At 70.9% G+C, this 25,592-nt stretch carries 15 protein-coding genes; 9 read left to right on the forward strand and 6 right to left on the reverse strand.

The window, feature by feature from the left end:
- Positions 1–395 precede the first annotated feature (395 nt).
- Positions 396–1,202, forward strand: coding sequence for a hypothetical protein (locus tag D7X96_RS00830; protein ID WP_233610312.1), 807 nt, complete (start codon positions 396–398; stop codon positions 1,200–1,202).
- 19 nt (positions 1,203–1,221) lie between these two features.
- Here the strand turns inward: D7X96_RS00830 and D7X96_RS00835 are convergent, their stop codons facing one another.
- Positions 1,222–2,427 carry a hypothetical protein gene (locus tag D7X96_RS00835; protein WP_120550934.1) on the reverse strand — a complete coding sequence of 402 codons (1,206 nt, stop codon included), beginning with the start codon at positions 2,425–2,427 and terminating at the stop codon, positions 1,222–1,224.
- Between the two features lie 23 nt (positions 2,428–2,450).
- Positions 2,451–4,013 (reverse strand): hypothetical protein, encoded by a 1,563-nt coding sequence (locus D7X96_RS00840; RefSeq protein ID WP_167510781.1) that lies wholly within the window; start codon positions 4,011–4,013, stop codon positions 2,451–2,453.
- A 184-nt stretch (positions 4,014–4,197) separates the two neighbouring features.
- Here D7X96_RS00840 and D7X96_RS00845 point away from each other — a divergent pair, with 184 nt between their 5' ends.
- Positions 4,198–4,569, forward strand: a complete 372-nt coding sequence (locus tag D7X96_RS00845; RefSeq protein ID WP_120550932.1) for a metallothionein — start codon at positions 4,198–4,200, stop codon at positions 4,567–4,569.
- 46 nt (positions 4,570–4,615) lie between these two features.
- Here D7X96_RS00845 and D7X96_RS00850 read toward each other — a convergent pair whose 3' ends face one another.
- Positions 4,616–5,227, reverse strand: a complete 612-nt coding sequence (locus D7X96_RS00850; RefSeq protein ID WP_120550931.1) for a zinc ribbon domain-containing protein — start codon at positions 5,225–5,227, stop codon at positions 4,616–4,618.
- Positions 5,228–5,316: 89 nt separating this feature from the next.
- Positions 5,317–6,249, reverse strand: coding sequence for a quinolinate synthase NadA (gene nadA, locus D7X96_RS00855; protein WP_120550930.1), 933 nt, complete (start codon positions 6,247–6,249; stop codon positions 5,317–5,319).
- Between the two features lie 376 nt (positions 6,250–6,625).
- Between nadA and D7X96_RS00860 the strand changes: the two genes are divergently transcribed.
- The 6 genes from D7X96_RS00860 to D7X96_RS00885 all read left to right on the forward strand — a co-directional run bounded on the left by D7X96_RS00860 (position 6,626) and on the right by D7X96_RS00885 (position 17,877).
- Positions 6,626–9,073 (forward strand): PilZ domain-containing protein, encoded by a 2,448-nt coding sequence (locus D7X96_RS00860; RefSeq protein ID WP_120550929.1) that lies wholly within the window; start codon positions 6,626–6,628, stop codon positions 9,071–9,073.
- Complete coding sequence (locus D7X96_RS00865; protein ID WP_199746981.1) at positions 9,073–9,858, forward strand: methyltransferase domain-containing protein; 786 nt, start codon at positions 9,073–9,075, stop codon at positions 9,856–9,858. Before D7X96_RS00860 ends, D7X96_RS00865 begins: the two co-directional genes overlap by 1 nt.
- The gene (locus tag D7X96_RS00870) at positions 9,855–12,782 is read left to right on the forward strand and encodes an ATP-binding protein (RefSeq protein WP_121723466.1); all 2,928 of its coding nucleotides are present in this window, start codon (positions 9,855–9,857) and stop codon (positions 12,780–12,782) included. The genes D7X96_RS00865 and D7X96_RS00870 overlap by 4 nt, the downstream gene beginning before the upstream one ends.
- A gap of 174 nt (positions 12,783–12,956) precedes the next feature.
- Positions 12,957–14,345, forward strand: coding sequence for a peptide MFS transporter (locus D7X96_RS00875; RefSeq protein ID WP_121768744.1), 1,389 nt, complete (start codon positions 12,957–12,959; stop codon positions 14,343–14,345).
- A gap of 138 nt (positions 14,346–14,483) precedes the next feature.
- Positions 14,484–15,650 (forward strand): FIST signal transduction protein, encoded by a 1,167-nt coding sequence (locus D7X96_RS00880; protein ID WP_121768745.1) that lies wholly within the window; start codon positions 14,484–14,486, stop codon positions 15,648–15,650.
- Between the two features lie 16 nt (positions 15,651–15,666).
- Positions 15,667–17,877, forward strand: a complete 2,211-nt coding sequence (locus D7X96_RS00885; RefSeq protein WP_121768746.1) for a sensor histidine kinase — start codon at positions 15,667–15,669, stop codon at positions 17,875–17,877.
- Here the strand turns inward: D7X96_RS00885 and D7X96_RS00890 are convergent.
- Together D7X96_RS00890 and uvrA are read right to left on the reverse strand one after the other, a co-directional pair.
- Positions 17,874–19,316 carry a POT family MFS transporter gene (locus tag D7X96_RS00890; RefSeq protein ID WP_121768747.1) on the reverse strand — a complete coding sequence of 481 codons (1,443 nt, stop codon included), beginning with the start codon at positions 19,314–19,316 and terminating at the stop codon, positions 17,874–17,876. The genes D7X96_RS00885 and D7X96_RS00890 overlap by 4 nt on opposite strands.
- Positions 19,317–19,338: 22 nt before the next feature.
- Positions 19,339–22,212, reverse strand: a complete 2,874-nt coding sequence (gene uvrA, locus D7X96_RS00895; protein ID WP_120550923.1) for an excinuclease ABC subunit UvrA — start codon at positions 22,210–22,212, stop codon at positions 19,339–19,341.
- Positions 22,213–22,631: 419 nt separating this feature from the next.
- On the opposite strand from uvrA, the gene D7X96_RS00900 reads away from it, so the two are divergent.
- A complete protein-coding gene (locus D7X96_RS00900; RefSeq protein WP_121768748.1) occupies positions 22,632–25,571 on the forward strand; it encodes a choice-of-anchor D domain-containing protein in 2,940 nt (979 codons plus the stop codon).
- The last annotated feature ends 21 nt before the right edge of the window (positions 25,572–25,592 follow it).

Here is a 25,592-nt window from a genome sequence, read left to right on the forward strand (position 1 = left end):
CCTCCACCCCCCGCCACCGTGGAGGTCCGCTTCGAGGCCCCGGTCAAAACCGTGCTCGGCCGCCCAGGGGGCGGAAAGTTGCCCATCAACCAGGTCGTCGCCCTGGCCCCCGGCCCGCTTCGCGTCCAGTACACCTGCCCGGGAAAGCGGGCACCTCGGGGTATCGAGACCTACAACGTCCGACCTGTAACCGGGGAACTCCAGACGCTCCGGGTCCCGTGCCCAAGGCGGCGCTAATTGGCACGGCGACTTACGCGTATGCGGCATCCGCACCCCCCGGAGGACACGTAGGACCGGGTAAGCTTGAGTGCCCTTAAGTCGTTGGAATTCCTTGGCTTTCCACCAAGCGGGCGCGTTTACACATGTCAGAGGGGTCCGTAGACTCCGGCCCCTCTATGGCTCGCGCGAAGAAGCGGAAGAACATCAACCGACAGAGGACCTACCCCGCGGGGAGGGTGGCCCGGCAGCTCCCGGTCGCCCCGGAGCCCAACCGACTGGTGAAGGTGTGGCGGCGCGTGTTGGAGCGCCGGCTGCGCACGCGGCTGCGGGGGAAGGTGGCGGTGGAGATCCACGACAACACCCACACGATGCTGACGTTCCAGCGGCAGCGGGCGCTGTGGCGGCTGAGGCTGCACCACATGTTCCTGGCCGCGCCGGACGACGTGCTCCAGGCGCTCGCCAGTTTCGTGCGCAAGGGGGACCCGGACGCCAGCGCGCTGCTGGACCGCTACATCGAGCGCAACCGCATCTTCATCCGCCGGCTGTCCCCGGCGCAGATGCGCAAGCGGCTGCGGCTGTCCCCGGTGGGGCGCTACCACGACCTGGCCCGCATCTATGAGCGGCTCAACGAGCGCTACTTCCAGAGCCGCATCGACGCGGCCATCACCTACGGGCCGGCGCCCCGGGTGAAGGGGCCTCGCAAGAGCATCAAGATGGGCTCGTACTCGGCGGACTCGAAGGTCATCCGCATCCACCCGGCGTTGGACCAGCCGCTGGTGCCCCGGTACTTCGTGGAGTGGATCGTCTTCCACGAGATGCTGCACCACGTCTACCGCGCCCGCCGGGGCGAGGACGGCCGGCGCTGCATCCACCCGCCGGAGTTGATGGAGCACGAGAAGCGCTTCCACGACTACCAGCGGGCGCTCGCCTGGGAGCGGGAGAACCTGGACCTGCTCCTGTGCGCCCGGACGGAGCCGGCCTGACGTCAGCAGCCCCGCGGCCTCAGGGAAGGATGAGGCCGCCGGGGCTGCGCCGCTCCCCTGAAGGCGTGGCGGCGGGCGCCTCGGTTCCCGGGGCGCCCTGCTGCGAGGCCTCGAGCCGCGCCTGGGCGCCCGCCGCGGCCAGCACCACGACCTTGGCGAAGAGCGTCTCCGCGAAGCGCGAGAAGGGCTCGTCGAGCCCGTGGAAGAGGCGCCGCGCCTCGCCCCTCGCGATGGACCCCTGGAGGGCCCGCCCCGTCGCATCGAAGAAGGCCGCCATGCGCCACAGGCGGCGCGCGTAGCGCTGGCGCACCTCCGGGGTGAACCAGGCCTTCGCCGCCTCCAGCACCCGCTGCCGCACCTGCTCCTGGCGCTGGGGCCCGCTCAACGCCAGCGGGCTCTGGGCCAGCGCCTGTACCTGCTCCATCAAGGCGCGCACCTGCGCCTCGGGCGGCATCCACTCGGCGATCTCCGGCGTCGCGTGGAGCTGATCGCCCTCCAGGGCATGGCGCACGTCGTCAGGCTCGGGGGCGGGGAGGGGTTCGGGCTCGTGGACGGGCTGGACACCGTGGTGGCGCAGCGCGGCCTCCAGGTCCGGCGGGAAGGGCGTGCGGGTGCGCAGGTTGAGGGCTGCGGCCTCGGCGAGCAACCGGGCTCCCTCCTCGCGGGAGACCTCCATCCCGAAGCCGTTCTTCAGCCCGTGCTTGAGCATCCGGCGGACGTCCCCGCGGCTCGGCTCGCTGCGGGTGAGCTCCAGCACGCCCTGCTCATCCGACGCGATGACCTGGAGCAGCTCCACGCCGCCGCGCACCCCGCGGGTGAGCAGCAGGCCGTACTGCCCCGTGGAGGACATCACCGTCACCAGCGTGGGCAGCGACTCCGGGGCCGCCGGCGCAGGAGCCGGGGGCGCCTCCCTGGAGGCCTCCGCGGGCGTGACGCCGCGCGAGCGCAGCCGGTAGAGCGCCTTCTTCGCGGCCTTGGCCAGCGGCTTCACGGACGAGGCGGACAGGGCCTCCGGCAGCGCCACCTGGCCCGCCAGCACGGCGGCCTCCAGCACCGCGCCCGCCAGGGGCTCCGGCAGGGCCTCCACTGCGGCGGTGGTGGCGGCACCCACGTCGTCCACCAGGCTCCGGGCCCGAGCGACCGCTGCTTCCGGGAAGGAGGGCAGGGGCGTGCCGGCGCGCAGCGCATCCAGCAGGGGACGGGGCTCGGTGGAGGCAGGGCTCATGCGCCCGGTTTCTACTTCACGCGCTACCGCCGCCGCACCAGCCAGCTCCCCCCCTCGTGTCCCACGATGACCAGTTCTGATTGGAGCCGCCCGCCGAAGACGCGCGACGGATGCACCCCGCGCACGAGGAAGTGGTCGTACCAGCTCCCCTGCGTCGCGTAGTCCATGTCCCCGGGCCGCCACTCGGAGGGGAAGGTGGGCGGCAGCTCCCCCCGGTAGCGCAGCGGCGAGTGGGGCGTGGAGGCGAAGGTGAAGTTGGGCACGCCGCCGCGCTCGCGCGCCACCACCGCCGCGGCGTGGATGAAGACGGGGAAGCGCACCACGCTGGAGCGCGGGTCGAACACCAGCCCCATCACCTTCGGCCGGTTCGCCGCCAGGCGGGACAGCGCCTCCAGCTCACGGGCCTCGGCGGAGAAGCGCTGGAAGCCGCGCCCCATCACGAAGGCCAGGAGCACGGCGCTCGCCGCCGCGGCGAAGGTCAGGGGCCTGCGCCAGGCCGCGCGCACGGCCGGCATGCTCGCCACCAGCAGCGCCGCCGCCAGGTGCGCGTAGCGCGTGTTGAGGTAGTAGACGTACCCCCGGATGTCGAAGGGCAGGAGGAAGTAGAGCGCCAGCGCCAGCAGCCCCAGCCCCAGCATCCGCCAGCGCGCCACCACGCCCTCGCGCCGCGTCCCCGCGCCCACGAGCCCCAGCACCCAGCCCGCCACCGCCAGCGCGCTCACGGCATACAGCGGCCAGCGGTCCGAGCCGTCGTGGAACGTGTTGGCGAGCACCTGGAAGAACTCCGCGCGGTTCTGCTCGAAGCCCTTCCACGCCAGGTTCTGCGGCGAGAACGTGGGCCCCCACGCCTTCCATGGCGCGCCCGGCTGGATGTCCGGCGGGTTGCCGAAGCGCAGCACCACCCACGACAGGAACAGCGCCACGCCGGGCACCACGCCCAGCAGCGCCGGCACGCGCGGCCGCAGCCGGGCCGCGACTCCGTGCGCGGTGGAGTCCTCCGGCACCGGGGTGGTGAAGAGCAGCCACGGCAGCCCGAACGCCAGGAAGCCGAAGGCCTGCACGTGGAAGAGCAGCACCGCCACCAGGCACACCGCCAGCCCCACGCCCCAGCGCGTCCGGCGCGGCGCGCCCGTCAGCGTCCGCACGAAGAGGCCGCAGCACACGAGCGTCAGCGGCAGCGCCGCCAGGTAGTTGATGAAGCCCCAGCCGAAGCTGTCCCCGTACGCCAGCGGCAGCGTGAGCAGCGCGGGCCACGACGGCCGGCCCAGGCCGCGCAGCAGGAACGCCATGCCCAGCGGCATCCCCACCACGTACGCGGTGAGGAAGACGCGGTTGGCCAGCTCCAGCGGCAACAGCCAGTTGAGCGCGCTGACGAGGTAGTAGTACCCGAGGTAGGGCGTCAGCTCGTGCCGCGCCGCGAACAGCGTGGGGTAGAGCGTCGTCGGGTCGTCCAGCCGGTGCAGCACCGAGATGAGGTACAGGTGCTGCGGCAGGTCCACCATGGGGATGGCGCGCGACACCCAGAGCGGGAGCGCCCCCAGGACGAGCGCGGCGGCGAAGGCGATGCGGTCGGTTCGGTTCGTCACGGGCAGGAGGGCGCGGACTGTACGCGCGCGCCCTGGCGCCCGGCGAGCGCACCGTGTGCTCCGTTGAAGGGTAGGCAAAGGTACGTGCGAACGCCTTGGCAGGGGGAATGCCCTGCGCTATAGGCCGAGGACGGCGGACGCCTCCCCCCAATGGCTTCCGGGGCCTTCGCCAAGGAGAGCGGACATGGCACGCAGCGCGACGTTGATGACCGCGGGATTGCTGCTGGGCGGCCTCTGGCTGGTGCCCGCCAGCGCCCACGCTTGCGAGGCCCACGCGAAGGCGGCGGCCTCCAAGGGCGCCGCGCCCCAGACGCCCGCGCCGGAGGCGAAGCAGGACGACGCCCCGCGCCCCCTGGAGGAGCTGGATCAGCTGCTGACGGCCAGGTGCTCCTGCGGCAGCAAGGCGGACTGCACCTGCAAGCGCGGCAAGTGCGAGTGCTCCAAGTGCTCGGGCCGCCATGCGCCGCGCCAGGTGACGGACGCGCTGCGCGGCAGCCCCGCCACGCAGCAGCTCCAGGAGGCGCGCAACGACGCCTCCGCCGGCATCTTCATCTGAGGCAGGGACGGGGGGCCGTGGATGGCCCCCAGGCGTTACGGGCGGCTCAGGCCTGCGGGCTGGAGGAGCGCCCGCGCGGCGCGGGGATTCCGCCCTCGGCCACGAGCACGGGCCAGCCGCGCGCCATGGCCTCGCGGAAGAAGGCCGCCAGCTCATGCCGGCTGGTGTTCACCGCGCCCTGGAACGGGTCGATGAGGGCCTCCTCGCCCAGGCTCTGCTGCGAGGACAGCTGCACCGGGTGCCCGCAGCGCTCGCAGCGGATGGACACCTGGCGCACCAGGGCCACCGGCACCGCGTAGCGGGCACTGCACTCGCCGCACTTCCACACCAGGGCGCGCTCGCCGGCTTCCCGGCGGGCCAGGTGCTCCAGCTCGTCCGCCAGGCGCAGCAGCGCCGGCAGGTCCTGGGGCGGCTGGGCGAAGATGGCGCTGGGGCCGTAGCCCTTTCCCGGCGAGCCCAGGGCCGGGGGACGGTCCCCCTGGAGCAGGGCGCGCAGGCGGTCGCGGGCTTTCAGGTCGCGGAACTCGGCGCCGGCGAGGGCGCGCTCCACGGCTTCGAGCACCGGAGGCAGGTTCGGCTCAAGCCGCTCCTCGTCTGGCAGCGTCTTGGGGAAGTCCACCAGCCGGTGGGCGGGAAGTGCGAGAAATCGGAAGGCCACGTCTCTTCCATGGCACTTGGGCCCGCCATCCGCAAGACGCGAGTTGCCAAACATGGGACGCGGGCGACAGTCCCGCGCCCCACCGTGTTTCAGGCGGACCACTCCAGCATCCGCTTCAGGGGAGCGAGCGCCGCGTGCTGCAGGTCCGCCGGCAGCACCAGCTCCGGCGTCCTGTCCCGCATGCACCGGTAGAGCTTCTCCAGCGTGTTCAGGCGCATGTACGGGCACTCGTTGCACGCGCAGCCGTTGTCCGGCGGCGCCGGGATGTACGTCTTGTCCGGCGCGGCCTTCTTCATCTGGTGGAGGATGCCGGCCTCCGTCACCACGATGAACTTCTTCTTCGGGCTCTTCACCACGTAGTCGAGGATGGCCTTGGTGGAGCCGATGAAGTCCGCGTGCCGCAGCACCTGCTGCTCGCACTCCGGGTGGGCCACCACCTCCGCGTCCGGGTGCTCCACCTTCAGCCCCACCAGCTTCTTCTCGCTGAAGATTTCGTGGACGATGCAGCTGCCCGGCCACAGCACCATGTCCCGGCCCGTCTCCTTCATCACGTGACGGCCCAGGTGTTGATCCGGCGCGAAGAGGATGGGCCGGTCCTTCGGAATCTGGTTCACGATGCGGACGGCGTTGGACGACGTGCAGATGACGTCGCTCATCGCCTTCACCGCGGCGGAGCTGTTCACGTACGACACCACGAAGGCGTCCGGGTGCTTGTCCTTGAATGCCTTGAAGGCCGCGGGGGGGCAGCGGTCCGACAGCGAGCAGCCGGCCTTGAGGTCCGGGAGCAACACCTGTCGGGTAGGATTCAAAATCTTGGCGGTCTCCGCCATGAAGTGCACACCACAGAAGACGATGACGTCCGCTTCCGTCCGGGCCGCCGCCTGCGCCAGCGCGAGGCTGTCGCCGACGAAGTCAGCCACGTCCTGCACTTCGCTCTCCTGGTAGTAGTGCGCCAGGATGACCGCGTTCATGGAGCGCTTCAGCTCCCGGATTCCGGCCTCGTAATCCACCGTCTCGCCCATGGGGGGCCTCCTCGTCGCCCGCGCATTCTGTAACCGCGACGGACGCCCGGGGCCAGCGCGCTGAGCGGCACTCCCTCCGTGCGTCCTACCCACCAAGGGGTCCGGGCTGACCGCGCGTCTTTAACCTATTCCGGAAAGTCTCTTACCCCCGCGTACATCACCTAATTCATGGGAGCAGGTAAAGTACACGGTGGTTGTTCGCCGGCGGCTCACCGGGAAGGCGTCTCAGCGCGGGCCCGCTGGCAACAAGAGAGAGCACCTGGCTCGGACACTCAAGACAAGTGGATGGCGGAACGGGGCGCGTGCGAGCCCCGTGTCGACGGGAATGGCGCCATGCACGGGCGCCGGTGTGACTCTTGCGCGTCGGAGAAAATCCATGAGCGTGCCGACTCATGAAGTCCTCATCGTCCACCCCAACGAGGTGCGCCGCAACGCGCTGAAGTCCGCGTTGAACGCGCATCGTGTCTCGGTGGTGGGCTCACAGCTGGAAGCCACGCGGTGCATGGAGTCATCCGTGCCCACGTTGATCATCGCGCCCGCGGACAACGCGCGCCGCTTCCTGCGCCACGTGGACCGCGCGGCGCCGGAGGCCGTCTGCGTGTTCGTCTGCGCCCGGTCGGATCAGCACGGGCTGGAGGAGCTGGTGGAGACGGCCGCGGAGGGGCACGTCTTCAGCACGGTGGATGACGCGCTGACCGAAGGCGAGTTGACCCTGCGCCTGCGCGACATCCTCCAGCTGCGCGCCTCCACGCGCGTGTCGCTGGACGCGGGGATGCGCGTGGACTTCAAGCTGCGCGGCCAGCCCTTCATCGCGGAGTGCCAGGACCTGGGCCACTTCGGCGCCGCGCTCCAGGTGCCCATGGACGCGTCGCTCGCGGCCTTCCTGCCGGGCACGCCCCTGGACTCGCTGGTCATGGTGCGCGACGGCCGGCCCGTGCTGCACGTGGCGCGCGCCTACGTGCGGCACGCCACCCCCATCCAGCAGGGGACGCACGCCTTCCTGCGGGTGGGCATCTCCTGGCGGCCTTCCCAAGACGAGTCCACCGCCGCCCCGCCGCGCACGCTGCGGGACGCGGTGGCGGTGCAGGCCGCGCTGCGCAAGGCGCTCCGGCGCGAGCTGCCCGTGTGGCTGCACCCGCCGGACAGCCAGGCGGCGCACTTCCGGCTGGAGAACGCGACGGTGGAGGCGAGCGACGAGCGGGGCCTCTTGCGCGGGCAGGTGTCCCCGGCGCTGCCCACGAGCGTGGGCGAGGTCGTCCACCTCTCCTTCGAGATGGGCGGCCAGCACTACCGGGGCGTCACCAGCATGCTCCACGTGGGGCATGACGGCGTGGCGCTGGGGCTGCCCCGCTCGCTCGCGGTGGAGAACCGGCGCGGCCAGCCGCGCTTCCGCCCCGGCGCGCAGCACCGCTTCCTCGTGGGCTTCACCTCGCCCTTCAGCGGCCAGCGCATCACCCGCGCGGTGCTGGACCTGGGCGCGGGCGGGTTCGCCTTCCCCATCGACGCGTCGTGCGAGGTGCTGCCGGTGGGCTCGCAGCTGGACACCACGCTGCTCTTGCCGGACGGCCTGGAGGTGGCGTGCCGCGTGGAGGTGCGCTCGGTGGACGTCGTGCCGTTCGAGTCCCGGCAGGATCAGCGCCTGAGGCCCTACCGCTGCGGCGTGCGCATCCTGGACATGCCGCGCGCGGTGCGCGACGCCATCGTGGATGCGTTCGTGGCCGCGCGCGCCCCCCAGGTGCGCGACGGCGCGGTGTTCCGCTTCCCGGACGTCTGGCGGATGATGGAGGATGCCCACTACACCTTCCACCCGGACCACCCCTTCGGCGAGGAGTCCCGCGTCCTGCCCGTGCTGGAGGAGACGCACGAGCGGCTGAGCCTCGCGCGCGAATTGGGGCGCTCGCTCGTCTTCACGGAGGAACATCGGCTCCTGGGGCACGTCAACGGCCTGCGCATGTACTCCGGCACGTGGCTGGTGCAGCACCTGGCCGTGATGCCGGGCTTCCGCCGCAGCGAGCAGATCTCCAGCGAGCTCACGTCGCTCGCGGTGGAGGTGGGCGAGGCGATGGAGGACGTGGAGTTCATCCGCTACATGTGGCGCACCGACAACCGGTGGCCGCACCGGCTGGGCACGTGGCTGGCGCGCGTGCTGGAGGGCCAGGGGCTGTGCCACCTGCGCCAGTTCCACTACCTGCGCGCGGACCTGGGCCAGAACCACGTCGTGGGCACAGGGGCGCTGCCCGCCGTGCGCGAGGCCGGCCCGGAGGACCGCCAGTGGCTGGAGTCGTACCTGCGCCGCCGGGGCGAGCTGGTGCGCCTGCTCAGCGAGGACCTGCGCGCGGACCCCGGCCCGGAAGGCGTCCTGGGTGAGCGCTTCCGGGCGGCGGGGCTGCACCGCGAGCGGCGGATGTTCGTGGTGGACGGGGAGGACGGTCCGCTCGCGATGGCGCTCCAGGACGAGGCCACGCCGGGCCTGAGCCTCATCGAGGTCACCAACGGCTTCAACCTGGTGGTGGCGGACCGCGAGCACCCCCGCGCGAAGGACGCGGTGGCGGCGCTGGCGCTGCGGTGCATGGCGCACGCGCGCGAACGGGGCCGGGCTTCCGCGCTGGGCCTGGTGGACGCGCTGGACGTGCCGGCCCTGCGCGAGCTGGGCTTCGTGGACCAGGGCTGCTTCTCCGAGTGGACCTTCCACCGCTCCATGGTGCGCCGCTGGTGCGAGGCCTGGCGCTCGCTCTTCGAGCGGCAGATGCCCATGCGGCGGCGCTCGAAGCCCCGGGCCTCCGCCCAGGCCGTGGCGTCCAACCTGAAGCAGGAGGTGCGGTGATGTACCTCATGGAATCCGCCGACGAGTCCCGCCGACTCCTGGAGCAGGAGCAGTCCCAGGACACGCGCGCCATGCTGCGCCGCACGGGCCTCAAGCCGGGGGACCGCGTGCTGGACGCCGGCTGCGGCCCCGGCGGCATCGCGGAGCTGATGGCGGAGCTGGTGGGGGAGGGCGGCCACGTCACCGGCGTGGACCTGCACGAGGGCCGCGTCGCGGAGGCCCGCTCCCGCAACGCCCACCGCCCGCACCTGACGTTCCTCCAGGCGGACGTGCGCACCACCGGGCTGCCCCCGGACGCGTTCGACTACGCCTGGAGCCAGTACGTCTTCGAGTACCTGCCGGACCGCAACCTGGCGCTCGCGGAGCTCATCCGCGTGACGCGGCCCGGGGGGCGGGTGGTGGTGTCCGACATCGACGGGCTGGGGTTCCAGAACTGGCCCTTCCCGGAGCACCTGCGCGCGGGCACCCAGCGCATCGTGGAGGCGCTGGCGTCGCGCGGGTTCGACCTGTACGTCGGCCGCAAGCTGTTCTCCGAGTTCCGCCGCGCGGGGCTCACCGACGTGCGCGTGCACCTGATGCCCTTCTACCTCTCCCCGGGCGCGGCGGAGGCCCGGCTCGTGCGTGACTGGAAGACGCGCTTCGAGGCGCTGGCGCCGGTGGGCACGGCGGCCTTCGGCGGACTGGAGGCCTACCAGGCGCACTGCGCCGACTTCCTGGCGATGCTCGAGGACCCGGAGGGACTGAAGTACGCGGTGACGCTCGTCACCGAAGGAACGAAGCCGTGACCCAACGCCTGCCGGCGGTGAAGGTGCAGGACGTGTCACCGGACAACGCTCCGGAGGTGAGCGTCCGCGCCACGTCCACGCTGCTGCTGTACTTCGAGCACCGCTACGGCGCGGAGCGGCTGGCCAAGGCCTGGCGCGACCACGGGTTCAGCCTGGGGCTGGACTACATGCGCCAGCCCACCAACTACGTCTCGCTGCGCTTCCTGGAGCGCGTGGCCGCGGCCCTGCGCGACGAGTCCGGTGACTCGCGCTTCATGCGCGAGGCGGGCCTGTTCACCGCGTCGCCGCAGGCGCTGGGCTTCGTCTTCTACATGCTGCGCGCCTTCGGCTCGCCCAAGGCCTGCTACAAGCAGACCATCGACTTCTCCCCCAGCTACAACCGGGTGGGGGCGTTCACGGTGGACCTGCTGGAGCACAAGCGGCTCAAGCTGTCCTACCGCAGCGCCATCCCGGAGCAGAACCGCAACATCTGCGAGCTGCGCATGGGCCAGTTCGCGTCCTTCCCCACCATCTGGGGCCTGGCGCCCGCGGAGGTGCGGGAGACGGAGTGCCAGGTGCTGGGCGGCCAGGCGTGCCGCTACCACCTCACCTGGACCGACCCGCCCACGCTCTGGGGCCACTACCTGGGCCTGCTCTTGGGCATGGTGAGCGGCCTGCTGGCCACGCAGCTGGGCTGGGGCGACGCGCTCTTCTCCGTGACGTCGCTGGGCATGGGCGGCTTCGCGCTGGGCGGCTGGCTGGACCGGCGGCGCGAGCTCAAGCGCAAGGACGAACTGCTCGCGGCGCAGGCCCAGGCCAACATGGGCTCGCTGCGGGAGCTGCAGCAGCGCTACGACGAAGTGTTTGGCAGCAACGTCGCGTTGGAGGACCGCGTCGCCGCGCGCACGCGCGAACTGTCGGAGGCCAACGAGAAGCTGGAGGCGGCGCTCGTCAAGCAGCGCGAGCAGGACCGGTTGAAGACGGAGTTCTTCGACAACGTGAGCCACGAGCTGCGCACGCCGCTCACGCTCATCCTGCTGTCGCTGGACACGCTCCAGAAGGAGCCGGAGTCGCTGCCCACGGTGGTGCGGCAGCACCTGGTGACGCTGGATCGCAGCACGCAGCGGCTCTTGCGGCTCATCGACAACCTGCTCAACCTGGCGCAGCTGGAGGCGGGCAAGGTGCGCCTGCGCTACCAGCCGCTGGAGCTGCACGCGTTCCTGTCCTCGCAGCTGTTGCCCTTCCGCACCGTGGCGGAGAAGCAGGGGATTTCACTGTCGCTGGAGGGCGGCCCGGTGTCGCCCGTGCACGTGGACGCGGAGCGGATCGAGGGCGTGTTCCACAACCTGGTCTCCAACGCGCTCAAGTTCACCCCGGCCGGCGGCAGCATCGCGGTGCGCCTGCGCGAGGACGACGCGGACGTGCACGTGGAGGTGGTGGACACGGGGCAGGGCATGGCGCCCGCGGACCTGGCCGTCATCTTCGACCGCTTCGCCCAGGCGGATACGTCCGGCACGCGGCGCTTCGGGGGCAGCGGCATCGGCCTGGCGCTGGTGAAGGAGACGCTGGAGCTGCACTCGGGCGGCATCGAGGTGTCGAGCACGCCGGGCCAGGGCAGCAGCTTCCGCGTGCGGCTGCCCAAGGGGACGCAGCATCTGCGCGAGGATCTGCGCGAGCGCCGCTCCACGGACCTGCCCACGCGCCGTGAGCGCCGCAGCTCCGGCCGCTTCGCCACCGTGCTGGCCGCCACCGTCGCCGGGACGCAGCGCCCCACGGAGCCCCAGGACCACACGCGCGCGGACTCGAAGGCCCCGCGCATCCTGGTGGTGGAGGACGACGCGGAGATCCGCGCCTTCATCGCGGACATCCTCGCGCCCAGCTACCGGGTGCTGGAGGCCACCAACGGTGAAGAGGGCGTGCGCCGCGCCATGGACGAGCGGCCGGACCTGGTGGTGTCCGACGTGATGATGCCGGTGCTGTCCGGCCTGAACCTCCTGGTGCAGCTGCGCTCGCATGCGCAGACGGTGGACATGCCCGTCATCCTGCTCACCGCGCGCCAGGAGATCTCCGCCAAGGTGGAGGCCCTGGGCGCGGGCGCCAATGACTACCTGGGCAAGCCCTTCAGCCCGCGCGAGCTGCTGGCGCGCGTGGAGACGCAGCTGCGCCTGCGCGAGGCGGCCGTGCGCGCGGCGGAGAACGAGCGGCTGGCGGCCATTGGCCTGCTCACCTCCGGCTTCGCGCACGAGGTGCGAAACCCCCTCAACGGGCTGATGAACGCGCTCATCCCGCTGAAGGAGGTCATGCAGGGGAAGCAGACGGGCGGCGACCCCGACCTGGGCTCCGCGATGCTGGAGGTCATGGAGGAGTGCGGCCAGCGGATCCGCCACCTGGCGGAGTCGCTGCTGTCCTTCGTGCGCACGGCGGAGAAGCCGGTGGCGGTGCGGCTGGACACGGCGCTCGACTCCACGCTCAACGTGCTGGGCTGGCGCATCCCCCCGGGCGTCGTGGTGGAGCGCACCTACCAGTGCGCGGAGCCCATCTGGGGCGACCCGGGCACCCTCAACCAGGTATGGCTCAACCTGCTGGACAACGCCGTGCGCGCGGTGGGCGACGCCGGCCGCGTGCAGGTGGAGACGGCCCAGCAGGGCGACGAGGCGCTGGTCATCATCTCCGACACCGGCGTGGGCATCCGCCCGGAGGACCTGGAGCGGCTCTTCCAGCCCTTCTTCTCCACTCGCGCCGCCGGGGAGGGCACCGGCCTGGGCCTGGCCTTGAGCCGCCGCATCATCCTGCAGCACGGCGGCCGCATCCACATCACCAGCCAGATGGGCAAGGGCACGCGCGTGGAGGTCCGGCTGCCGCTGCGCCCGGCCCACGCGGAGCCCCTGGCCGCCACCCCCACCACGGGTGCGAGTCGCGGGCGGTGGTCGCGGCGCATCGGCTGACGCGGCCCGCCACGAACGGACAGCGCGCGGGGGGCTCAACGGGCCGCCCGCGCAGGGGGCGGGAATTCCCATGGACGCGGGGTGTCCTCTGTCCTCGCCGAGGGCGGGACTCCTGTTACAGTCGCGCGACTTTTCGTTCCCCCTCACAAGAAATCCGTTCGAGGAACTCACGGCATGCAAAGCACCGTCGCCGCGGGCGAGGCCCGCAAGGGGCATCCCCCGGGCCTGTACCTGTTGTTCGCCACCGAGATGTGGGAGCGCATGTCCTATTACGGCATGCGCGGCCTGCTGGTGCTCTTCCTCACCGACAAGGTGCGGGGCGGGTTTGGCTGGTCCGCGGCGGACGCGCTGGGCCTGTACGGCACGTCCACGGGCCTCGTGTACCTGACGCCCATCCTGGGCGGCTACATCGCGGACCGCTACATCGGCCAGCGCAAGGCGGTGGTGCTGGGCGGCGCGTTGATGGTGATTGGCCACCTGCTGCTGGCGCTACCCGGCATCTCCATCTTCTACGCGGGCCTGGGCTTCCTGATCATCGGCAACGGCTTCTTCAAGCCCAACATCTCCACCATGGTGGGCGGGCTGTACCCCGCGGGTGACGGCCGGCGCGACGGTGCCTTCACCATCTTCTACATGGGCATCAACCTGGGCGCCGTGCTGGGCAACTTCATCTGCGGCACGCTGGGTGAGCGCGTGGGCTGGCACTGGGGCTTCGGCTCCGCCGGCGTGGGCATGACGCTGGGCCTGATCATCTTCATGGCGCTTTCGCGCAGGTTCCTGGGCACCGTGGGCCTCGCGCCCGCGCCGCGCCCCACCGAGGCGCAGAAGACGACGCCGGACGGCAAGCACCACGCCTTCAGCCGCCAGGAGTGGGACCGCATCATCGTCATCTTCATCATCGCGCTGTTCGTGGTCGCGTTCTGGACGGGCTTCGAGCAGGCCGGCGGCCTGATGAACCTCTACACGGACCAGAAGGTGGACCGGACCATGTTCGGCTGGGAGGTGCCCACCACCTGGTTCCAGAACTTCAACTCCGTCTTCATCGTCACGCTGGCGCCCCTCTTCGCGGCGGTGTGGAGCTCGCTGGCGGCGAAGGGCAAGGACCTGAGCATCCCGGTGAAGATGTCCCTGGGCCTCATCTTCCTGGCCGTGGGCTTCGCCTTCATGCTGGGCGCCTCCAAGGAGAGCGCGGCGGACGGCAAGGCGGCGGCGTGGTGGGTCATCATGGCGTACCTCTTCCACACCATGGGCGAGCTGTGCCTGTCGCCGGTGGGCCTGTCCATGGTGAGCAAGGTGGCGCCCCAGCGCGTCGTGTCCGCGATGATGGGCGTGTGGTTCCTGGCGAACGCGGTGGCCAACAAGCTGTCCGGCGTGCTGGGCGGCTACTCGGAGAAGATGGGCGAGTTCAGCGTGTTCCTCACCATCGTCATCGGCGCGGGCCTGGCGGGCGTCATCCTGCTGTTCCTCGCCCCCATGCTGAAGCGGATGATGCACGGCACGGACGAGGTGACGCCCGCGCCGGCCCCCGCGCACCAGGAAGGCACCGTCCACCCGGCCACCTGAGCCGGCCCCCAGCGACAGGTAGAGCAGTCTTGCTGAAGCACGAACGCCGGAGCGCCCCCTGGGTGCTCCGGCGTTTTTCGTGGGGCCCGTGGGCCCTGCACGCCCGCTCCCGCGTGGGTATCGATTCTTCAAGGGCCCATGCGGATCCAGATTGGAAAGAGCCGCTCGCCGGATTGCGCCGCCGCGGCGCGGGAGGCGAGCCATCAGGCGCTGCGAGGCGTGGACGCGCCCACCTTCGCGCTCGTGCTGTGCACGGACCAGTACGACGCTCCGGGGTTGGCGTCCGCGATTGACGCGGAGCTGGGGCAGCTCCCCTGGGCCGGGTGCTGCGCGGCGGGCGTCTTCGTGGGCACCGAGCTGTTGCTCCAGGGGCTGGTCATCGCGCTCTTCCACGGCGACGACTTCCTCGTGGGCGTGGGGATGGGCGGCCCCGTCAGCGTGCACCCCCGGGCGGCCGGGCGCGCGGCGGTGGCCGGGGCCGTAGCCAGGCTGCCGCTCAAGCCGCCCGGGTTCCGCCGGACGCTGTTCGTCCTGCCGGATGCGCTGAGCGGCAACTCCACGGAGGTCGTGCGCGGCGCCCAGCGGGAAGCGGGCGCGGGCATCCGCTGGGCGGGCGGCGGCGCGGGCAACACCGTCCCGTTCGTCAAGAGCGCCCAGTTCGTGCAGGGGCAGGCCTACGAGGACCAGGTGGTGGTGATTGCGTTTGATGCCCGGGAGCCCATGGGCGTGGGCATCCAGCACGGCTGGTCTCCGTATGGTCCGCCCTCGCAGGTCACCAAGGCCCGGGGCTCGACCGCCGTCGAGCTGGACTACGAGCGCGCCTTCGAGGTCTACCGGCACACGGCCGAGAGCCGGGGAGACGCCCTGGACACGCGCGGCTTCCCCCGCTTCGCGATGAACCACCCGCTGGGGATTCCCCAGGCCAATGGCGAGTTCGTGATCCGCGACCCGCTGTCCGTCGAACCCGACGGCTCCGTCCGCTTCATCGCGGAGGTTCCGGATGGCTCCCTGGTCCGCGTGATGCAGGGCAAGCGCACGGACCTGCTCGACGCGGCGGCCATCGCGGCCACCCTGGCGCGGGAGGCAACGCCCGGCACGCTGGGCGGCGCGGTGGTGTTCGATTGCGTCTCCCGGTACCTCGTCCTGGGGGACGGCGTCCGGGACGAGCTCGCGGCGTTCCAGGCCGCGCTCGGAGAGGGAGTTCCGCTCGTGGGCTGTCTGACCCTGGGGGAGGTGGGGGCCATGGGCGGCGGCGTCCCCCAGTTCCACAACAAGACCGCGGTGGTGGTCGCCTTGCCCGGTTGAGGCAACGAGGTGGCGCATGGTGGACCTGAGCGCGGACGCGGACCACAAGCTCACCGAGGAGCGGCTGGCGCTGTTGAGCGTGCTCCAGGAGCTCACCGTCGCCGCGCTGGACCTGCTCAATCCCTGCACGCCCGCGGATGACTTCCTGGACCGCGTCGCGGAGCGGCTGGGATGCGCGGTCGCCCTCTGGCTCCAGCCGGACGCGCGAGGGCAGGTCGGCCTGCTGGGGGCGAGCGGGCTGTCCCCGGCCTCCCGCCAGATCCCCATTCCCAGGCTGTCCCCGCACCCGAGGCAGCCCGGGGCCCTCTGGGTGGACCTGCCCTATCCGGAGCTGGCCTCGCCGGGCCTCGTGCGCTGGTCCGTGCCCATCGACGATGCCGGGGCGCCCTCCAGCCTGCTGCTGATGTACTTCGACCGCGAGCCGCACCTGCCCCGGCAGTACCGGGGCATGGTGGAGCGGCTGGGGGGCGTGCTCCGCACGGCGCTCGTCCACCGGCAGCTCTTCGCCCGGACCCTGGACAGCGAGCGCGCGCTCCAGCGTGAGCGGGACTTCAGCTCCGCGGTCCTGGACACGGCGCGGGCGCTGGTCATCGTCCTGGATCCCGAAGGGAGGATCGTCCGCTTCAACCGGGCGTGCCAGGAGGTGACGGGCTACTCCTTCGAGGAGCTGCGCGGTGAGCCCTTCTGGAAGCGGCTCCTGCCGCCGGACGAAGCCGCGCGGGTGGTGACGCACTTCGCCGTGCTCGCGTCCGGGCGGGGGTTCGATCAGTACGAGTCCGACTGGCTGACACGCAAGGGAGAGCGCCGCCTCATCTCCTGGTCCAGCAATGTCCTGCGAGGCGAGTCGGGCGCCATCGAGTACGTCATCGCCACCGGCATCGACATCACCGAGCACCGCCGGATGCAGCAGGAGCGCGACCAGACCTTCCAGAGAGAACAGCAGGCGCGCGCCCGCGCGGAGGAGCAGGAGGGGCGGTCCGCGCTGCTGGCGGAGGCGTCCGGGTTGCTCGCCGGTTCGCTCGCTCCCGAGGACGCGCTGCGGAGCGTGGCCGCGCTGACCGTCCAGCGGTTCGCGGACTGGTGCGCGGTGGACCTCCTGGATGGAGGGCATTCCTTCCAGCGCATCGCCGAGGCCCGCTCGGAGGCGCTGCGGGACACCGTGCCCTCGCGGATGCACTGCTCGCTGCCCGACCTGGACGCCGCGCATGGCCCGGGACGGGTGCTGCGCCTGGGGGAAGCGGAGTTCTGTCCGGACGGCTGCGCGGCCATGTCCCTGGGGTGCGTGCGGGACGCAGAGAGCCTGTCGGAGGTCGTCGAGTTCCAGTCGTGGATCTCCGTGCCGCTGCTCGCCCGGGAGCACGCGCTCGGCGCGCTCACGCTCGCGCGGATGAGGGGCGGAGGCCCGTATGGCCCGGCGGACCTGGCGCTCGCGCAGGAGCTGGCGCGCCGCGCGGCCATGGCGCTGGACAACGCGCGCCTCTACCAGCAGGCCCAGCTGGCGATTGGCCTGCGGGATGAATTCCTCTCCATCGCCTCGCATGAGCTGAAGACGCCCGTCACCTCGCTCCAGCTGTCGGTGCAGGGGCTGATGCGCCTGGGCCGGACGGGGGCGCTGCGCACCGCGCCGGTGGCGTCCGTGACGCACTCCCTGGAGGTCATCGAGCGTCAGGCGAAGCGGATGGCGAAGCTCGTCAACACCCTGCTGGACGTCTCCCGCATCCACGCCGGGAAGCTGGAGCTGGAGTTCGAGGAGGTGGACCTCGCCGCGCTCGTGCGCGACGTCGCGGCGCGCTTCACCCCGGAGCTGGCCTCGACGGGCACCCGGCTCCGGGTCCACGCCGGCACGGCGATGCCGGGCGTGTGGGACCGCTCGCGGTTGGATCAGATCGTCACCAACCTGCTCTCCAATGCCATCAAGTACGGAGAGGGGCGGCCCATTGAAGTCCGGGTGGAGGGGGACGCGGAGGTGGCGCGCCTGGAGGTCCGGGACCAGGGCATCGGCATCCCGGCGGAGCGTCACGCGCGCATCTTCCGGGCCTTCGAGCGCGCGGTGTCGTCGCGCCACTACGGAGGCCTGGGATTGGGCCTCCACATCGTGAACCAGCTCGTCGAAAGGCTGGGAGGCTCGGTGCAGGTCGAAAGTGAGGCGGGGCAGGGGGCCACCTTCACGGTGGAGCTGCCCCGCCAGGGACCGCGGGCCGCGGCCCCCGCCGGGTTGGGACCCTAGGCCGGCTTCGGCTCCACGCCGGGGCTGCGGCCATCCACGGGGGCCTGCGCGTCCGACTGGTAGTAGTCCCGCACCACGTAGCGGCGGGCCACCAGCGCCATGCCCACGGCGGCCGCGGACGCCAGGGCCGCGTAGAAGAAGAACTGCGCGGAGCCCGTGAAGACGTTGAGCGCCGCGGCGATGGCCACCGCCACGTTCGCCAGCGTGTTCGTCACCAGCCACACGCTCTGCACGGTGCCCTTCATCTCGCGGGGCGCCTGGGTGTACGCGAACTCCAGGCCCGTGGTGGACATGAGGATCTCCCCCAGCGTCAGCACGATGTACGGCAGCAGCTGCCAGGCGATGTTCAGCGTCGTGCCGCCCTCCATCACCACCTGGAAGACGCCGGCGATGACGAACGACAGCGCGCCAAACACCAGCCCCATGGGCATGCGCCGCAGCGGCGTCAGCTCCCAGCCCAGGCGCTGGAAGGCCGGGTAGATGATGACGGTGAGGAACGGAATCAGCACCATCACCAGCGCCGGGTTGATGAACTGCATCTGGCTGGGCTGGAACACGACGCTGCCCACGTGCGGATCCATGGCGCGCGCCTGCACCACCCAGGTGGACGCCTTCTGGTCGAACAACATCCAGAAGAAGGGGACGAAGGGCAGCATCAGCCCGGCCACGCGGAACACGGCCTTCACGCCCTCCACCGCCTCCGGCGGGTGGGCGGCCTTGGCCCTGTCCAACCAGTGGGCGCCCTTCGGCGCGTCACCCTTGAACGCGCTGAACACCACCTTGAGGAACGAATGCGGGTTGGGGCCCGTGGGCGGCACCATCACGTAGTGCTTGCGGCCGGCCCAGAAGATGACCGTGGCCAGGAACATCAGGATGCCCGGCACGCCAAAGGCCACCGCCGGCCCGAACTTCGTCATCAACAGGGGCACGAACAGCGACGCGAAGAACGAGCCGAAGTTGATGGTCCAGTAGAAGATGGCGTAGACCTTCTTCACCAGGTGGCGGTTGCCGTGGGTGAACTGGTCGCCCACCATCGCGGAGACGCACGGCTTGATGCCGCCTGAGCCAATCGCGATGAGCGTCAGGCCGGTGTAGAAGCCCGTCGCGTTGTCCTCGAAGAGCGCCAGACACGCGTGCCCGCCGCAGTACACGAGGCTCAGCACGAAGATGGTCTGGAACTTCCCGAAGAAGCGGTCCGCCAGGTAGCCGCCAATGAGCGGGAAGAAGTACACCCCCGCCATGAACAGGTGGAACAGGCCCTTCGCCTGGGCCTCCCGCGCCCCGGTCTCCGGCACGTGCGTGCGCAAGAGGTAGTCGATGAAGAACACCGTGAGGATGTTCCGCATCCCGTAGAAGCTGAAGCGCTCACAGGCCTCGTTCCCGATGATGTAGGGAATCTGGGGCGGGAAGCGGTTGGGGGCGGTCGAGGTCTCGGCCATGCCCCCACCCTACCGGGGCCCCTCAGGCCGCGTCCACGCGCTTGCCAATGCGGGCCCGGCGCGCCTTGCCCAGCACGTGCTTGAGGTAACGCCCGGTGTGGCTGGCCTCCACCTTCGCCACGTCCTCCGGCGTGCCCACGGCCAGGATGTTGCCGCCGCCAGCGCCGCCCTCCGGCCCCAGGTCCACCAGCCAGTCCGCGCTCTTGATGACGTCCAGGTTGTGCTCGATGACGAGCACGCTGTTGCCCGCCTCCACCAGCCGGTTGAGCACGGAGAGCAGCTTGCGGATGTCCTCGAAGTGCAGGCCCGTGGTGGGCTCATCCAGGATGTAGAGCGTGCGCCCGGTGGCCACCCGGGCCAGCTCGCGGGCGAGCTTGATGCGCTGCGCTTCACCGCCGGACAGGGTGGGGGAGGGCTGGCCCAGCCGCAGGTAGCCCAGGCCCACGTCGGTGAGCGTCGTGAGCACGCGCATGATGTCCTTGTGCGCGCCGAAGTGGTCCACCGCCTCGCGCACGCTCAGGTCCAGCGTCTCCGCGATGTTCTTGCCCTTGTAGCGCACGCGCAGCGTCGCTTCGTTGAAGCGCTTGCCGTTGCAGACCTCGCAGGGGACGTACACGTCCGCCAGGAAGTGCATCTCCACCAGCTTCACGCCGTCGCCCTCGCACGCCTCGCAGCGGCCGCCCTTGATGTTGAAGCTGAAGCGCCCCGGGCCGTAGCCGAACGTGCGCGCCTCCGGCGTCATGGCGAAGACCTCCCGGATGGCGTCGAACACCTTGGTGTACGTGGCCGGGTTGCTGCGCGGCGTGCGGCCAATGGGCCGCTGGTCGATGTCGATGACCTTGTCCAGGTGCTCCAGGCCCTTGATGGACTTGTGCTTCCCCATGGGCTCGCGGCTGTCGTAGAGCGCGCGCGCCAGGGCCGGGTAGAGGATTTCATTGATCAGCGTGGACTTGCCCGCGCCGGACACGCCCGTCACCGCCGTGAAGATGCCCAGCGGGATGTCCGCGTCCACGTTCTTCAGGTTGTTCTCCGTCGCGCCCACGATGGAGATCTGGTGCTTGGGGTTCACCGGGCGGCGCGTCTCCGGGATCTCAATCTCCTGGCGTCCGGAGAGGTACGCGCCGGTGAGGCTCTTCTCGTCCGCCATCACCTGCTTGGGCGTGCCCTGGGACACCACCTGGCCGCCCAGCTCACCCGCGCCGGGGCCAAAGTCCACCAGGTAGTCCGCCTCCTCCATCGTCTCCTCGTCGTGCTCCACGACGATGACGGAGTTGCCCAGGTCCCTCAGGCGCTTGAGCGTGGCCAGCAGCTTGCCGTTGTCGCGCTGGTGCAGGCCGATGGAGGGCTCATCCAGGATGTAGATGACGCCCGTCAATTCACTGCCCATCTGCGACGCCAGCCGGATGCGCTGGCTCTCACCGCCGGACAGCGTGGACGCGGTGCGGTCCAGGGTGAGGTAGCCCAGGCCCACGTCCACCAGGAAGGACAGGCGGCTGCGGATCTCCTTGAGCAGCTCCTGGGCGATCTTCTCCTCCTGCGCGGAGAGGCCCATCTGCGTCAGGAACGTCCGCGCCTCCGTGATGGTCATCCGGCTCAGGTCCACCAGCGTGCGCTGGTGCACCTTCACGGCGCGGCTCTCCGGGCGCAGGCGCTCGCCCTTGCAGGACGGGCAGGGCTTGTCGCTGAAGTACTTCTGCAGCTCCGCCTTGCGCGCCTCGGACGTCGTCGTCTTGAAGTTGCGCATGGTGCGGGCGAGCAGGCCCTCCCACTCCATGTCGTACTGGCCGTTGTCGCCCCACTGCACGGTGAAGGACTTGCCCTTCGCGCCGTTCATCAGGACGTCCTTCTCCCGCTTGGACAGCTTCGCGTACGGCACGTCCAGGTCGATCTTGAACGCCGTCGCCAGGCTCTCCACGAAGTCCGCCGTCCAGCCCTCGCCGCGGTTCATGCCGCTGGCCCACGGCTCAATCGCGCCGTCGCGGATGCTGCGCGTCTGGTCCGGCACCAGCAGGTCCGCGTCCATCTCCGGACGGGTGCCCAGGCCGTTGCAGTCCGTGCACATGCCCAGCGGGTTGTTGAAGGAGAACGACGCCGGCGTGAGGTCCCCGAAGGACAGGCCGCACGCGGGGCAGGCGTTCAATTCGCTCATCACGCGGTCGGACGCGAGATTTCCCTTCTCATCCGTGATGATGAGCGTGCCCTTGCCCTCGCGCAGCGCGGTCTCCACGGAGTCCGTCAGGCGCGTGCGCAGGTCCGGCTTCAACACCAGACGGTCGATGATGAGCGCGATGTCGTGCTTGGACTTCTTGTCCAGCTCGATGCGCTCCTCCAATTCCCGCACCTTGCCGTCCACGCGCGCGCGGGAGAAGCCGCGCTTCTGCGCCTCGGCCAGCAGGTCCTTGTGCTCGCCCTTGCGGTTCGTGACGATGGGCGCCAGCACCTGGAGCTTGGTGCCCGCCGGCAGCTTCATGATCTCATCCACGATCTGCTGCGCGCTCTGCTTGCCCACCTTGCGGCCGCAGTTGGGGCAGTGCTGCACCCCGATGGAGGCGTAGAGCACGCGCAGGTAGTCGTGCACCTCCGTGACGGTGCCCACCGTGGAGCGCGGGTTGTTGCTGGCCGCCTTCTGCTCGATGGAGATGGTGGGGGACAGGCCTCGCAGCGTGTCGTAGCGGGGCTTCTCCATCTGCCCCAGGAACTGGCGCGCGTAGGAGGACAGGCTCTCCACGTAGCGGCGCTGGCCTTCCGCGTAGAGCGTGTCGAACGCGAGCGAGCTCTTGCCGGAGCCCGACACGCCGGTGAACACCACGAGCTTCTTCTTCGGGATGTCCAGGGAGACGGTCTTGAGGTTGTGCTCCCTGGCACCGCGGATGGAAATGACGTCGGGCTCGGACATGGGGCGCGCTTTATCACTGAAAGGGTGTTCCGGTGCACGCAAAGGCGTAGGACCGGAGAGGTTCAGCGGAAACACCCCAGGACGCCGCCCGCATCCCCACCGCCAGCCGGGCACCCGGCCGTCCTGCGCGCTGCACTCCTCCCCGCTGGAAGTCGCACGGCCCCCGAGGACAGGAGGTCGGTGCGGCAGCCACCGTTTTAGAAGCTTTTGCAGTCGCTTCCACGAAACGTGGAATCTCCTGACTTACCCGTTAAAGCCCGTTCCCCAACGTGGGCGCCCGTTTGCCGTGTTGGCGGCGCGACGGCGCCTCGTTGGGACGTTCAGGCACCAGGGTTGCACCTTTCCAAGACAACCGGATCCACGCGCAGTGCTGTGTGGGGGGACACCGGTGCCGTGAGTCGGAAAGAGGGGGACTCTGTATGCGTGGACTCCGATGGCTGGTGTTGGCGGTGCTGGTGGCGGCGACGGCGTGTGAGCGGCCCACTTCACAGCAGGCACGCACGGGCTTCGCCGCCCGGCCGGAGCTCCTGGAGTTCGGCCCCGCCGCGGTGGGGCGCACCAAGACGCTGAAGCTGCGGCTGGCGAACCAGGGGCGCGCGTCGTACCGCGTGGAGGGCGCGCGCTCGTCGCTGCCCAACGTCAGCGTCCCCGCGTTCGACGCCTTCACCCTGACGGCCGGCGAGGAGCACGAGCTTGAAGTGCGCTTCACGCCGGACGTGGAGGGCGCGGTGCAGGGGCAGCTGGAGCTCTTCACGGACGCGTCCGGCGGCGCGGCGACGCAGGTGCCCGTCAGCGGGCGCGGCGTGAAGGCGCTGGTGGAGGTGCCGGAGACGGCGCTGGACTTCGGCAACGTGAACCTGGGGCTGGTGGAGATGCGCGAGGTGACGGTGCGCAACCCCTCCGACGTGGAGAGCCCGCTGGTGCTGTCGGTGGAGGGCTCGGACGCGGATCAATTCTCCGCCGGAGCCGGGCTGCCCTCCACGCTGGCGCCGCATGAGACGCGCAGGGTGGCGGTGGCCTTCAGCCCCGTGCGGCTGGGCAACGCGGAGGCGGCCCTGCACGTGGCCGTGTGCGACGGCTGCGAGCCCGCGGTGGTGACGCTGACGGGCACGGGCGTGGCCAGCGCGCTGGAGGTGACGCCGCTGCGCGTGGACTTCGGCCGGGTGGCGGTGGGCGCCACCGCCGAGGAGCGCATCACCGTGCGCAACCAGGGCACGGAGCCGCTCAGCTACAAGGGCGCGGTGCTGCTGGAGGACCCGTCCGGCGTGTTCAAGGTGGTGAACGCGCCCGCGCTCCCCAGCGACGTGCTGCTGCCGGGCGCGGTGGTGGAGCTGCGCGTGGCCTTCACGCCCAAGGCGACCGGTAGGGTGCGCGACGGCCGCGTGGAGGTGGCCGTGCGCAAGCCCGGCACGACGTCGCCCGGACCCAAGGTGTCGCTGACGGGCGAGGGCGGCGCGTCGTGCGTGGAGGTGCTGCCCTCGCACCTGGACTTCGGGCCGGTGGCCTACGGCATGACGGCCACGCGCGACGTCACGGTGCACAACCGCTGCCGCGAGGAGACCACCGTCACCGGGCTGCACCTCACCACGCAGGCGGGCGGCTACTTCACGCTCGCGCAGCCGTCGTCCTCGCAGCCGGTGGCGCCGGGGGGCACGCTGAGGGTGGGCGTCACCTTCAGCCCCCGCGCGGGCGTGGGCAGCGTGAGCAGCGGCCAGCTGGCCGTCACCTCCACCCAGCGCACCTCCAGCGCCACGGACGGCGTGACGCTGTCGGGCGAGGGCCGGGCCTTCGCGCCGTGCGAGTACGCGCTGCCGCAGGTGCTGGACTTCGGCCAGGTGCCGGTGGGCTCGGAGGTGGCGCTGGGGCTGACCTTGCGCAACACCGGCACGGAGGCGTGCTTCCTGTCCGCGCTCCAGCTGGCGTCCGGGTCGGACCCCGCCTTCCGCGCGTCCACGCTGCCCAACAGGGTGCTGGAGCCCGGCAAGAAGGCCACGCTCATCGTGCGCTTCCAGCCGCCCTCGGAAGGGGAGTTCCAGGGGCTGGCGGAAGGGTGGGTGAGCCACCCCACGCACGGCCATCCGCTGGTGAACCTGGTGGGCCGGGGCGTGCAGGGGTGCTTCTCCGTGCAGCCCACCACGGTGGACTTCGGCATCAACCGGCTGGTGTGCGGCCCGCGCACCCGCGAGTTCATGGCCTACAACGACTGTCCGGGAGAGGTGAAGGTCGCGGGCATGAAGCTGGAGCAGGCGGGCGCGCAGTTCGCGGTGTCCGGCGCGCTGCCGGCCACGATTCCCCCGGGCGGGCGCGTGAAGCTCACCGCGAAGTACGCGCCGGTGGAGGAGGGAGACGACGCGGCGACGGTGCGCTTCACGCTGAAGGACGGCGCCGTCTTCAACGCGGGCCTGGTGGGGCGGGGGCTGTCGAAGACGGACCAGACGGACCGCTTCATCCAGCAGGCGGAGGCGCGCGTGGACGTGCTCTTCGTCGTCGACAACTCGGGCTCCATGATGGAGGAGCAGCAGAGCCTGGGCGCGAACTTCGCGGCCTTTTTGTCCCAGGCCGCCGCCGCGCAGGTGGACTACCGCATCGGCGTCACCACCACCGGCCTGGACCCGTCCCCCGGCGGCTGGTCCGAGTGCCCCGGCGGCGCGCTGGGCGGTGAGAACGGGCGCCTGTTCCCGGTGGACGGCACCAGCCCGCGCATCATCACCCCGGAGACGCCCAACGCGGCCGGCGTCTTCGCCAACAACACCCACGTGGGCGTGTGCCACTGGAACGAGCAGGGCCTGGACGCGACCTGGCGGGCGCTGTCGGACCCGCTCCTCTACAACCTGGACGACCCGCGCACGCCCCAGCTCAACGACGGCAACGGCGGCTTCCTGCGCGAGGACGCGAAGCTGGCCATCATCGTGCTGTCGGACGAGGAGGACTTCAGCTCGCAGCCGGTGGCCTTCTATGAAACGTACCTGCTGGCCCTGAAGGGGAACGACCCGTCCAAGGTGAGCTTCAACGCGGTGGTGGGCCCGGAGGATTTGACGACCTGCACCACCTCCAGCAGCTCCGGCAGCCGCTACATGGAGCTGGCCCGCAGGCTCAACGGCGTGGTGGACAGCATCTGCACGCCCAACTGGGCCGCGTCGCTGGAGAAGCTGTCGGAGAGCGCCTTCGGGCCCAACCGCGCCTTCCCCCTGTCGGAGCTGCCGGAGGACCCCGGCGCCATCGCCGTCCGGGTGGACGGGGTGCCCGTGACGGAGGGCTGGGCCTATGACGCGCGGGCCAACGCGGTCATCTTCGAGCGGCTGCGCGCCCCGGCCCCGGGCGTGGTGGTGGAGGTCACGTATCCTCTGGGTTGTCCCTAGGCAAAAGCGGCCATTCGTCCG

It is taken from the genome of Corallococcus interemptor (genome assembly GCF_003668875.1).
Lineage (GTDB): Bacteria > Myxococcota > Myxococcia > Myxococcales > Myxococcaceae > Corallococcus > Corallococcus interemptor.